Origin of the sequence: Nocardia terrae (assembly GCF_009760405.1) — a bacterium.
GTDB classification, from domain to species: domain Bacteria; phylum Actinomycetota; class Actinomycetes; order Mycobacteriales; family Mycobacteriaceae; genus Nocardia; species Nocardia terrae.
Map to the genome: position 1 here is coordinate 82,792 of NZ_WRPP01000006.1, position 11,786 is coordinate 94,577.

At 68.0% G+C, this 11,786-nt stretch carries 12 protein-coding genes; 6 read left to right on the forward strand and 6 right to left on the reverse strand.

Annotated elements, in window-relative coordinates; all coding sequences use genetic code 11:
• The first annotated feature begins 24 nt into the window (after positions 1–24).
• The 4 genes from GPX89_RS45570 (at position 25) to GPX89_RS28255 (ending at position 3,685) form a co-directional block, all read left to right on the forward strand.
• Positions 25–417, forward strand: coding sequence for a hypothetical protein (locus tag GPX89_RS45570; protein ID WP_157390755.1), 393 nt, complete (start codon positions 25–27; stop codon positions 415–417).
• Between the two features lie 41 nt (positions 418–458).
• Positions 459–1,346, forward strand: coding sequence for an SGNH/GDSL hydrolase family protein (locus tag GPX89_RS28245; protein WP_157390756.1), 888 nt, complete (start codon positions 459–461; stop codon positions 1,344–1,346).
• A gap of 93 nt (positions 1,347–1,439) precedes the next feature.
• On the forward strand, positions 1,440–2,378 hold the full coding sequence (locus tag GPX89_RS28250) for an SGNH/GDSL hydrolase family protein (protein WP_157390757.1): 939 nt from the start codon (positions 1,440–1,442) through the stop codon (positions 2,376–2,378).
• The gene (locus GPX89_RS28255; protein ID WP_157390758.1) at positions 2,375–3,685 is read left to right on the forward strand and encodes an acyltransferase family protein; all 1,311 of its coding nucleotides are present in this window, start codon (positions 2,375–2,377) and stop codon (positions 3,683–3,685) included. Before GPX89_RS28250 ends, GPX89_RS28255 begins: the two co-directional genes overlap by 4 nt.
• Here GPX89_RS28255 and GPX89_RS28260 read toward each other — a convergent pair.
• Positions 3,682–5,307, reverse strand: coding sequence for an MFS transporter (locus GPX89_RS28260; RefSeq protein ID WP_157390759.1), 1,626 nt, complete (start codon positions 5,305–5,307; stop codon positions 3,682–3,684). The genes GPX89_RS28255 and GPX89_RS28260 overlap by 4 nt on opposite strands.
• Before the next feature lie 300 nt (positions 5,308–5,607).
• Here GPX89_RS28260 and GPX89_RS28265 point away from each other — a divergent pair, with 300 nt between their 5' ends.
• Positions 5,608–7,143 carry an alkaline phosphatase family protein gene (locus GPX89_RS28265; RefSeq protein WP_157390760.1) on the forward strand — a complete coding sequence of 512 codons (1,536 nt, stop codon included), beginning with the start codon at positions 5,608–5,610 and terminating at the stop codon, positions 7,141–7,143.
• A 101-nt stretch (positions 7,144–7,244) separates the two neighbouring features.
• Positions 7,245–7,913, forward strand: a complete 669-nt coding sequence (locus tag GPX89_RS28270) for a hypothetical protein (RefSeq protein WP_157390761.1) — start codon at positions 7,245–7,247, stop codon at positions 7,911–7,913.
• A 183-nt stretch (positions 7,914–8,096) separates the two neighbouring features.
• On the opposite strand, the gene GPX89_RS28275 is transcribed toward GPX89_RS28270, so the two are convergent.
• The 5 genes from GPX89_RS28275 to narH all read right to left on the reverse strand — a co-directional run bounded on the left by GPX89_RS28275 (position 8,097) and on the right by narH (position 11,785).
• Complete coding sequence (locus GPX89_RS28275) at positions 8,097–8,402, reverse strand: hypothetical protein (protein ID WP_157390762.1); 306 nt, start codon at positions 8,400–8,402, stop codon at positions 8,097–8,099.
• Between the two features lie 107 nt (positions 8,403–8,509).
• Positions 8,510–9,244: a respiratory nitrate reductase subunit gamma gene (gene narI / locus GPX89_RS28280; RefSeq protein ID WP_157390763.1), complete on the reverse strand. Its 735-nt coding sequence runs from the start codon at positions 9,242–9,244 to the stop codon at positions 8,510–8,512.
• Positions 9,241–9,921 carry a nitrate reductase molybdenum cofactor assembly chaperone gene (gene narJ / locus GPX89_RS28285; protein WP_157390764.1) on the reverse strand — a complete coding sequence of 227 codons (681 nt, stop codon included), beginning with the start codon at positions 9,919–9,921 and terminating at the stop codon, positions 9,241–9,243. The genes narI and narJ overlap by 4 nt, the downstream gene beginning before the upstream one ends.
• Complete coding sequence (locus tag GPX89_RS28290) at positions 9,918–10,088, reverse strand: hypothetical protein (RefSeq protein WP_157390765.1); 171 nt, start codon at positions 10,086–10,088, stop codon at positions 9,918–9,920. Before GPX89_RS28290 ends, narJ begins: the two co-directional genes overlap by 4 nt.
• A complete protein-coding gene (gene narH, locus GPX89_RS28295) occupies positions 10,085–11,785 on the reverse strand; it encodes a nitrate reductase subunit beta (protein ID WP_157391187.1) in 1,701 nt (566 codons plus the stop codon). Before narH ends, GPX89_RS28290 begins: the two co-directional genes overlap by 4 nt.
• Position 11,786: the final 1 nt, after the last annotated feature.

An 11,786-nucleotide genomic window follows, 5' to 3' on the forward strand; every position in this document is an offset into this window, starting at 1 on the left:
TTCAGTTCTAGATTCGAGGTGCTCATGAAGTCTGCTACACCGGGGGTTTTCGCTGCGCGCGCCGCGGCGGCTGTGATCGGCGGGGCATTGCTACTCGCGGGGGTTACCGGGTGCGGCAGCGACAAATCATCCTCGGATGGGTCGTCGGGCACCACCAGCGCGGTCGTGACTCCGGCGGTCGCGAGCTCCACGGCCGCACCCGCGCCGACCACCGTCGCACCCGCGCCCACCACCGAGGCGCCCGTTCAGCAGCCCGCCACCACGGAGGCGCCCGCTCCGCAGCCGGTCGCACCCGAACCGGCCCAGGTCGCTCCCCAGCCCGCCGCGCCGAAGCCCGCGCCGCAGACCCAGGAGGCGCCCAAGCAGGCGCCGCCCACCCTGGACGCGCCCGGATTCGAACCCCGCGCCGGCTACTGAGCGGACTGGACAGTCAGGTGCTCGGCAATGGTGGGCGGTGGGTGTGTGCCACCGTCGTCGCGCTCGCGGCCTCGTTGACGGCCGTGGGCGGTGCGGGGGCCGATCCGGCCCCCGCGGGGAAAGAGCTTGTGGTGCTGGGTGACTCGTTCTCCGCGAACGAGTGGGACCACTTCACCGGCCACGACGACTGCAACCTGCACGGGCGCACGGCCTGGCCGGTGCAGCTGGCCAAACTGATGGGCGTGTACGGGACCGACAATGTGTCCGACCCGTCGTGCCCGGGTGCCTCGATCGACAGCGGTCCCGGGTGGACGCTGGGTCAGGAGGCGCAGCGTGCGGACAAGGAGGGCGCCTTCGGGCCGGACACCAAGCTGGTGACGCTGCAGTTCGGCATGAACGACAAGTGGGGCTCCTCCGATCAGAACCTGTGGAACTCGTTGAAGCCCTGCGTGTTCAACCTCGAGCTGGGTTGTGACGAGGACTCGGTCGGGCAGGGCCGGATGACCGACTACAACGGTGTCTCCGGCGCGCTGATGGCCAAGCGCATGAGCAACGCGGTCACCTACATCAAGTACTACGCGCCGAACGCGCGCATCGTATTGGTCGGGTACCAGGAGCTTTTCGCTCCCGGCAGCAGCACGATCTGCCTCAGTATCGGCGGGGTCGTGCCGTTCATCAATCCGCGTGGGCGGGCGGTGGTGGAGTACCTCGACCGGATCGACCAGGCGCAACGGGAAGCCGCGCAACTGCTGGGCATCGACTTCTTCGATACCCGCGCCCTGACCGCCGGCCACGGCCTCTGCTCGTCGCAGCCGTGGTTGAACGGGGTCGCCGACCCTCGTACCGGCATCGACGGTCTGCCCTTCCATCCGTCGGCCCAGGGCGACACCGTCGTCGCGAACGCGGTGTACGACCGCTACGGACACTGATCCCGCGGTAGGGATCTCGCGTCCACCTCGTCTCTGTCCACCCCGCGCAAACAACTGAAAGATCTATAGTTCACTTTGCGATTCGAGGACTCCATGAAGTTCCGTATTCCAGGCGCATCGGCTTCGCTGTGCGCCGCGGTCGTGGCCATCGCAGCGGCCATGACCGGAACCGCGGGCGCACACGCCGATTCGACGGCCGCCGCCGGCAATACCACGGCACCGGACGGCAAAGAGATTGTCATTCTGGGTGATTCGTTCACGGCGAACGGCAGTCCGTTCGCCGACACGAACCACTGCGACCGCGGCGACACCGCATGGCCGGTCCAGCTGACCGCGCTGACGGGCCTGCCGCACGACACCGATCAGGTGTCGAACCAGTCGTGCGCGGGCGCGACGATCGAAGGCGGCGGGGGCTACACCCTGACAGTCCAGGCCGCCAATGCGGCCAAACAGGGCGCGTTCGGGCCCAAGACCAAACTGGTGACCCTGCAATTCGGCTTCAACGAACACTGGAGTGGGTCGGACCTGTCTCCGTGGAGCTCCACGGAGAAGTGCTTCTACGACATCGCGGGCGGGTGCGGACCCGACGCGGTGGCGGACGGCCGCATGATCGACCCGCAGGCCATCACCGGCGAGGCGTACGCCACCCGGATCAGCAAGGTCATCACCTACATCCGGTACTACGCACCCGCCGCGCACATCGTCATCGTCGGCTACCCGGAGATGTTCCGGCCCGACCAGGAATCCATCTGCTTCGACATCCTGAGCCTGCCGCTGCCACAGCCCAAGGGCCGCACCGTCGTCGAGTACTTCAACCGGATGGACACCGCCGAGCGCGAGGCCGCCGCCCGACTCGGCCTCGACTACCTCGATGCCCGCGCGCTCACCGCCGGGCACGGACTCTGCACGCCCGAGCAATGGATCAACGGCATCTTCGATCCGAAGACCAAACTCGACGGCCTGCCCTTCCATCCCAGCCCCCAGGGCGACGCCGTGGTGGCAAACGCACTGTACGAGAGGTACGTCCGATGACCCAGCTGATCGAGCCCACCCCGCCGGTGCGCACCGCCGAACCGATCGCGGCCATCCTGGCGGAACCCGTCACCGCCGTCCTCCCCGAACCCGCGCTCGCCCCCGCGCCGGTACGCCGGGGCGCGCTGCCCTCGCTGACCGGCGCCCGCTGGTGGGCGGCGTTCGCGGTATTCGTGCTGCACGCCTTGGTATTCCTGCCGGTCTACCCGTTCCAGAAGTCGGAGCTGTTCCGCCACATCCACGAGTGGGTGCCGATGCAGCTGGGCGCGGCGGGCGTGACGTTCTTCTTCGTGCTGTCCGGCTTCATCATCTACTGGTCGTTCAAGCCGGGCACGACCAAGCGCGCCTTCTACCGGCGGCGGGTGCTCAAGATCTATCCGACGCATCTGCTGGCGGCGTTCGCGTTCATCGCCGCGGCGAGCGTGCCGCTGCATCGCGCGGTGGTGTGGGTGCCGAACCTCTTCCTGGTGCACACCTGGGTGCCGAAGTGGACCACGGTCGGCGGGTTGAACGTGCCCTCCTGGTCGCTGGCCGCGGAAGTGCTGTTCTACGGCAGCTTCCCGCTGTTGCTGCCGTTGGTCATGCGCATCCCGACGCGCCGCCTGCTGCTGGCCATGGGCCTGCTGATGCTGGGCATCGTCGCGCTGCACACCTCGTACTTCCTGTGGGTGGACGGTCCCAAGGGCATCGCGAACGCCTTCGCGCCCCGCCTGGTTCCGGGCAACGTCTCGCCGCACTACGAGCTGCACGCCTCCCCGGCATGGTTCCAGCAGCCGAATATCCCGGTGTCGCCGTCGTATTGGCTCAGCTACACCTTCCCGCTCTCGCGGCTGCCCGAGTTCTTCCTGGGTGTGCTGGCCGCCCGCATGGTGATCGAAGGGCGTTGGCGCAACACGAATATGGCGTGGCCGCTGCTGGCTCTGACCGTCGCCTACGCGGCGACCTGGGTGGTGCCGGTGAACTACAAGATGTCGGTGCTGCTGCTGCCGCCGATGACCGCGGTCGTGGCGACCATGGCGGCCCGGGATCTGGCCGGTATCCGCGGCATCAACTCCCATCCGCGCATGGTGTGGCTGGGCAATGTGTCCTTCGCTTTCTATCTGATCCAGTTCCCGGTGATGGTGCTGGTGACGCGATACCTGATCGGCGGCAAGGAGTTCGGCATCCTGGGCTGGGCGGGCTTCGCGCTGCTGTGCCTGGTGGTCTCGACGGCGCTGGCCGCGGTGCTCTACCACTGGGTGGATCTGCCGATCATGCGCAACTTCGCCCGCGCCAAGCCCAAGGCCGCCGCCTCGCCCCGCTCCTAGCCGTCTCGATCGGATGAACGGGCACGCAGCACGATCGAGCTGATCAGACCGAGGGTGAGGAACCCGGCGGCGGTGAACAGCGCGGTTCGGGTGGCGTCGGCGAATCCCTCGGACAGCGCGGTCGTGATCCGCGGCCCGGCCGGCCCGAACCGGCCGTTCGGGCCTTGGGCCCGCAGCCCCGAGATCGCGCCTCCGGCAGAATCTCTGGTCGCGGTGACCAACCCCTGCTCGGCGGTCACCGGCAGATGCCCGACCGCATCCAGCCGCTCGCCCAGGTCGTGTGCCAGACCGAGGGACAGCACCGCGCCGAGAACGGCGGCGCCGAGGGCCGCGCCGAGCTGCCGCACGGTGCTCTGCGTGGCGGAGCCCTGTCCCGACTTCTCCGGTGGGACGTCCACCAGCACGGTGCCCGCCAATTGTGCCGAGGCCAGCCCCAATCCGGCCCCGTACCAGGCCAGCAGCGCCGCGAGCAGCCACGGTGAGACCGTCGCGGACAGGCACAGCGCCACCGCCGACACGCCGGTCACCTCGAGCGTCAGTCCGGCGATCACCGTTCCGGGTGCGCCCAGCACCGCCGCGATATGCCGGGCGGCGGCGCCGGATCCGAAGGCGCCCAATGCCATTGCGGCCAGCACCAGGCCGGCGCCCATGGTCGACAGGCCGAGCGCGTTGACCAGGAACAGCGGCAGCACGAGCAGCAGCCCGAACTCGCCGATCGCCACCGTCAGGGCGGTCAGATTGCCCCAGCCGAAGGTGGGCAGGGAGAACAGGCCCAGGTCCAGGATGGCGGATCGGCCCCGGCGGGCGCGGTGCCGTTCCCATCGCAGGAACAGCGCCAGCGCGGCGATGCCGATCAGCCCCGTGACCGGAACGATCGAGATCGGCGCGTGCCGCGGCCATTCGAAGCCGAACAGCCGGAACTCGGTCAGCGGCCGCCACCAGCCCAGGCGCTGCCCCTCGATCAGCGCGAAGATCACCCCGCCGAATCCGACGACGCTGAGCAGTAATCCGTCGACGTCGAGGCCGGGCTCGGTGATCTCGGCGCGGGTCTCCCGCACCACCAGCAGCGCCCCCGCCGCGACCGCGATGCCGATCGGGATATTGACCAGGAAGATCCAACGCCAATCGGCATAGGTCGTCAGGCTGCCGCCCAGCAGCGGTCCCACCGCGGCCATACCGGAGATGACCGCGCCCCACACCGCGAAGGCGACGATGCGATCCCGGCCCCGGAAGGTGGCGTTCACGCTGGACAGGGTCGCCGGCAATACGAACGCGCCGCCGACGCCCTGCACCACGCGCGCCAGGATCAGCGCTCCCGAGCTCCCGGCCAGGGCGGCGAAAACACTGCCCGCCAGGAACACCGATATACCGGCCAGGAATATCCGGCGGCGGCCGAGCCGGTCGCCGAGCCGTCCCGCGGTCAGCAGCAGGGCCGCGAAAACCACGGAGTAGGAACTGTTCACCCATTGCGCGTCGGTCAGGTCGAGGCCGAGATCGGTGACGATCACCGGCAGCGCGACGCCGACGATGGTGCCGTCCACGACGATCATCGACAGTCCTGCGGCCAGTACGCCCAGCCCGATCCAAGCGCGCCGGTCGGCCACGGTGTTGAGGGTCTGCATTGCTGGAATTCTGCGGATTCGAGCGGCCGTGCCGTAGGGCCTATCGATCGATCCGGGACCAACCTTCGATGGACGCGGAATTCATCAGTTCGACGCCGGGGTCGCCCGCGGTGTTCCCCGGCTGCTCGATGTTGCTCGGTCATAGCCGATATCGATTGGCACGCAAGGTCTCTCGCGTTGTGGTCGAGTGTCCAATAGGCGGTCGGTGTTCACCGTCCGGCCATGGGCGGACCGGCGATTCGACACCTGTCGCAGGTTTCATTCGGGGCGCATTTGTAACGACCCGCAAAAGGAACATGTATGCGCCACAACGGCGTTCGTCACCTCGGTGGCAAATCCCTCGTTATCGCGGCCGCGGCTGCGCTGGTCGCACTCGGAGGCTCGGCGGTCGCGCCGACGGCCGCGCACGCCGCGGTGATGAGCCCGAACCTCATCGTCGACGGCGATGCCGAGGCGGTGGCGCAGTGCTCGCCGAAGGGCCTGGACGGCATGACGCTGCCGGGCTGGAACATCGGCAAGGGTGAACCGAATGCGGTGTGCTACGGGCAGTCCGGCTGGCCCGACGCCTCCTCGCCGGGCCCGGCCAACCGGGGCGCGAAGTTCTTCGCGGGCGGCGGCACCGGCAATGCCGAGATGGATCAGACCGTCAATGTCTCGGCCGCGGGCTCGGCCATCGACCAGGGCGGCGTGAGCTTCGACCTCGACGGCTGGCTGGGCGGCTACGGCGCGCAGGACGACCGGGTCAATATGACCGCGACCTTCCTCAACGCGTCGGGCGCCCAGCTCGGCTCGGCCGAGTGTGACGACGTCAGCAGCATCGACCGCGGCCTCAAAACCGCCCTGCTGCAGCGCGATACGAAGGGCACCCTGCCCAAGGGCACCCGCGCGGTGAAGATCCAGCTGAACTTCACCTGGACCGACGGCGACACCAATGACGGCTACGCCGACGACCTGTCGTTCACCATCGGCGCGTCGCTGCCCGCGCCCAAGCTGACCGCGCCCGCCACCACCGTGCCGGGTTACGACCACGTCTTCATGGTCTACCTGGAGAACCAGGACTACGACGGCCTGTCCGGCATCATCGGTAATCCGCTGGCCCCCTACATCAATGGCCTGCGGCCGCAGGGCGCGACGCTGAGCCAGTCCTACGCCACGACCCACCCGAGCGACCCGAACTACGTCGCGCTGGCGGCGGGCGGTCTGTACGGGCTGGTCGACAACAGCGTGACCACCACGACCCTCGCCGCCAACCACATCGGCAACAGCGTCGACGCCGCGCACAAGACCTGGAAGGGCTACGCCGAGGACGCCAACGGCAACTGCGATCAGACCGCGCACGGCCAGTACTACCAGGACGATCTGCCGTTCCTGTACTTCAAGAACATGAAGTCGGATCCGGCCTACTGCGCGGCGCACCTGCAGCCGCTCACCCAGATGACCGAGGACCTGAAGTCGGCCGCCACCACCCCGAACTTCGTGTGGTTCGCTGCCAACGAATGCCACAACATGGAAGGCTGCGGCGTCGCCTCGGGTGACAGCTGGCTCAGCGGCACCCTGCCCGCCATCTTCAACTCCCCGGCGTGGAAGCAGCAGCGCTCCCTGTTGCTGCTGACCTTCGACGAGGGCGCCACCAAGGCGTTCGGCCCGCTGTTCCCGAACCGGGTGCCGACCATCATGATCGGCTCGCAGAACACGGTGAAGGCCGGCTTCACCAGCTCGCAGCGCACCGACCAGTACGGCCTGCTCCGCACCATCGACACCGCCCTGGGCCTGCAGCCGCTGACCAACAACGACCGCTACGCGGCCACGGTGAACGACATCTGGTCCGGACACTGACAATTCGGTCCGGCATGCGGCGTGTCTCCGGACGGCGCGCCGCATGCTGGGCCGATGGCGAGGTCCGGCATCCTGTCGCCTCCCGCCGCTAATCTGCGGGGATGGTCAAACCGGAATCGGCGCTGCGCCGCTTGATGCGTGACACGGGAAAGCTGCTGGAGCCGTACGGGTTTGAGGGCGGCGATCCGACCTGGGTGCGGGTCACCCCCGACGGTGTGGCGGCGGTGGCGCGCACCCGGACCTTCCGGTCCTTCACCGGCGGGCAGCAAGTGCTGCGCTTCGGGCTGGGCTCCTGGGCCACGCCGACGGCCTGGTGGGAGTTCTGCAACTGGCGCAACGAGCGGCTGGGCCTGTCGCCCACCGCGCTCGAGGCCGCGAGCGGTCCCGGCCTGCTCACCGACGACGGCCTGCCCGACGAGCGGGCCGAACTGTGGTCCGTGCGCCTGGACCCGTACCTGCCCGGCCACGTGATGACAGCCGACGTCACCGCGATCCGCGCCGAGCTGCCCCGCCGCGTCCACGCCCTCGCCCGCCGGGCCCTACGCATGGCGGAACCGGGCCGCTACCTGGGAGAGCTACTCGCGCAACCGAACCCGCACACCGGCGCCTGGGAGGCCATCGCGGTCCTGCTGGCCCAGCACGGCCCGAGCGCCCAGTTCGACGAGGCGATCGACAACCTCCGCCGCTGCGCGGACGAACAACCCTCGATCTACACCCGGCATGTCCTCGACTACGTGTCGGCACGCACCTTGTCGAGGCGCTCGGCATAGAGATGGACACGCCCGCAGTCGAGACAGACCAGGGCGAGCAGATCAGTCAGCTTCCGCCCGCCCCTTCGTGAGATCAGAAACATCTCGACCGCGCTTTCCGCCGGCACCCGCTGCCCGCCGCAGTCGGGGCAGGGCGTGGTCGGCGGCGTCACCCATTCGGGCTCTCGCCTTTTCCAAAACATGCTATTCGTGCCCGGTGGATTGCTGATATGCGCGCCAGGCCTTCTGGGTTTCGGTCAGTTTGGGTTTGGGCGTGCGATTGCGGAAGAAATTGACGATCATCATGACCGGCAGGATGAAGGCCTGGAAGAAGATGAAATACGACCCGCCGTCGAAAAGGAAGGCGAGGTAGAAGGCGTAGCCGAGAAAGCCGACGCCGAAGATGGCATTGAGCGCCCGCGACCAGTCGTTCTGCCCCTGGCGAAGCGCTGCCAGCACGAGCATGATCACCCCGCTGAGCGCGAGCAGACCGACATACCAATTGAACATGGAGTCCCCCGAAGACAATTCGAGCCCAACCGGTCGATCAGGCCGCGCGAAACCTTAACATCGGCCGAAGCCGAGTGCCATCGGGATTTCGATGAGCGCCCGGTGACTCAGCGACGGGGGATCGCCGGGGTTTCCCAGGCGCGGGCGTAGCGGGTCTTGTCGGCGGACTTGGTGGGTTTGGCGCGGTAGACGACGTAGGGGCGGACCAGGTAGCCGACGGGGGCGGAGAACATGTGGACCAGGCGGGTGTAGGGCCAGAAGGCGATGAGCGCCAACACGATCAGGCCGTGCACCTGGAAGGTCCAGGGGGTGCCGACCATGAGGTCGGGGTGGGGGTGCAGGGTGAACAGGCTGCGGAACCACGGGGAGACGGTGTCGCGGTAGTTGTAGGTGCCCCACAGCAGGTTGCTGCCCCAGGTGTTGAGCAGGCCGGTGATCAGGGCCGCGGCCAGCAGGACGTACATCGCCTTGTCGTTGGCGGTGGTGGCCTGGCGCACGGCGGTGAACTTGATGCGGCGGTAGATCAGAATGCCGATGCCGGCGATGACCGCGAGTCCCGCCACCGATCCCGCGGAGACCGCCACCACGTGATAGGTCTCCTCGGAGACGCCGACGGCCTCGGTCCACGACTGCGGAATCAGCACGCCGAGCACATGCCCGCCGATCACGCCGAGCATGCCGAAGTGGAACAGCGGGCTGCCCAGCTTCAGCAGCCGCGACTCGTAGATCTGCGAAGACCGTGTGGTCCAGCCGAATTGGTCGGTGCGGTAGCGCCACAGGTGCCCCAGCACGAACGAGGTGAAGGCGATGTAGGGGAGCATCAGCCAGAGCGTCGAGCTCATCGGCGGGCCTCCTGTCCGGTGAAGGCGATCGGGTCCATGGCGAAGGGGTCGAGGCCGACCTCTTCGCCGGGCGGACCTTCGGCGGCGAGTTCGGCGATGCGCCGGCGGTCGGCGGTGGTGACCGGTGGCAGGGTCGCCACCACCGACGCCAGCACCCCGGTGTAGGGAGATCCGCTGTCGGAAAGCGACAACCGCAGCAGTTCCAGCACCGGGACGTGTTCGCCCAGCAGCCGTTCGCCGCCGACAGGGTCGACGGTGGCGGCGAATTCGAGCAGCACGGGCAGATGGTCGGGCAGTTCCTCGTCGCCGAGTTCGACACCCGCGTGCCGGTAGGCGTGCTTGAACCGCAGCAGGGCCATGCCGCGCTTGCGGGTGTCGCCGTAGGCGTAGAAGGTCAGGTGCAGGCTGGCCCGGCGGCGCATGTCGAAGGTCTCGACGTAGTTCTGGGCCAGCGTGATCGGGTCGGTGGTGCGCAGGTGGGTGAGGAACCCGGCCAGCAGCGGCCGGACCGCGTCGGGCAGTTCGGCCACGGCGGCGTCGAGATCGTCGAGCATGGCCAGGGTCTGCTCGCTCGGATAGTCGAGCAGCAGCGCGCCCAGCCGCCACACCAGGCGGCGCTCGCGGTCGCTCATGGCGACGGCGGGTTCGGGCCGGCGACGCAGTTTCAGCAGGCTCATCGCGGCGCTCCGGTGGATTCCGGTGCGGTGGCGTCGAGTTCGGCCGAGCGGGCGGCGGTCCGTGCGTTCGGGTAGTCGAGGGCAAGCGCGCCGAGCCGCCACATGTGATGGTGTTCGGGTGTGGTGGCGGCGGGTTCGGAACGCCGTCGCAGTCTCAGCAGGTTCATCGCGTCGCTCCGGTGGGCTCCGACTCGACGGCCTCGGCCGCGGTCTCCGGGAGATGGTGCCCATTCCCATTGGCTCCGTTGCCATTACCAGCGGCCCCGTTGCCGTTGGCGGAAGTGGGCACCAGTCCCGCGGTGCTCTTGCCGTCCCAGTTCAACAGGTTGATCCGGTGGGATTTCCCCTCCGGCGCGGCGGCACCGTTGGTGTCGGTGAGGTGGAACTTCTCGGCCATGTAGTCGAAGGCCGTCATGCCCGGGCCGCCGTCGGTGTCCAGGGAGCATCCGGTGGCCAGCGAATCCAGTTCGTGCGCCTTGGAAGTCGCGCCGGAGGGGATCACGTAGCGGTGCTCGTACTTGGCGATGGCGAGCAGCCGGTACATGGCCTCGATCTCCTCGGGCTCGAGGCCGACCGCGTCCGGGATGGACAGGTCGGGTTCCTGGCCCAGATTGATCGAGCGCATGAACGAGCGCATGCCCGCCAGCCGCTGCAAGGACGCTCGTACGGGGCCGATCTCACCGGCGGTGAACAGTTCGGCCAAGTACTCCAACGGAATTCGCAGGGCGTCGATCGCGCCGAAGAGGTTGTCGTGGTTCTCCCCGTCGTGCCCGGTCTGGGTGAGGGTGTCCACGACCGGCGACAGCGGCGGCACGTACCAGACCATCGGCATGGTCCGGTATTCCGGATGCAGCGGCAGCGCGATCTGGTAGTCCACGATCAGCTTGTAGACGGGCGAATCCTGGGCGGCCGCAATCCATTCCGGGGAGATACCGGCCCGCTCGGCCTCGGCGATGACGCGAGGGTCGTGCGGGTTGAGGAACACGCCCAGCTGCGCCGGGTAGAGGTCCTTGTCATCGGTGACCGAGGCGGCTTCGAGGACCTTGTCGGCGTCGTAGAGCATGACGCCGATGTAGCGCAGTCGCCCGACACAGGTCTCCGAGCAGACCGTCGGGATGCCGACCTCCACGCGCGGGTAGCAGAAGGTGCATTTCTCCGCCTTGCCCGTCTTGTGGTTGAAGTAGATCTTCTTGTACGGGCAGCCGGTCACACACTGCCGCCAGCCGCGGCACTTGTCCTGATCGACCAGCACGATGCCGTCCTCGGCGCGCTTGTAGATCGCGCCCGACGGACAGGAGGCCGCGCAGGACGGGTTGAGGCAGTGCTCGCAGATGCGCGGCAGGTAGAACATGAAGGTTTCTTCGAACTCGAGCTTGACCTGCTCGGAGAGCTTGGCCAGCAACGGGTCCTTGCCGACCTGCTCGGGACCCGAGCCCAGCGAGTCGTCCCAGTTCGCGCCCCAGGTGACCTTGGTGTCCTCACCGGTGATCAGCGATTTGGGCCTGGCCACCGGCGTGGTGTCCATCTGCGGGGCGGACAGCAGAGTGTCGTAGTCGTAGCTCCACGGGTCGTAGTAGTCCGACACGGTGGGCAGGTCCGGGTTGGCGAAGATGTTGAGCAGCCGCTTCATCCGCGACCCGGACTTGAGGGTGAGCCGGCCCTTCTTGTCGAGGGTCCACCCGCCCTTCCACTTCTCCTGGTCCTCGTAGCGGCGCGGATAACCCTGTCCCGGACGGGTTTCCACATTGTTGAACCACACGTACTCGGTGCCCGAGCGGTTGGTCCAGGCCTGCTTACAGGTGACGCTGCAGGTGTGGCAGCCGATGCACTTGTCCAGGTTCATGACCATGGCCATTTGCGCCATA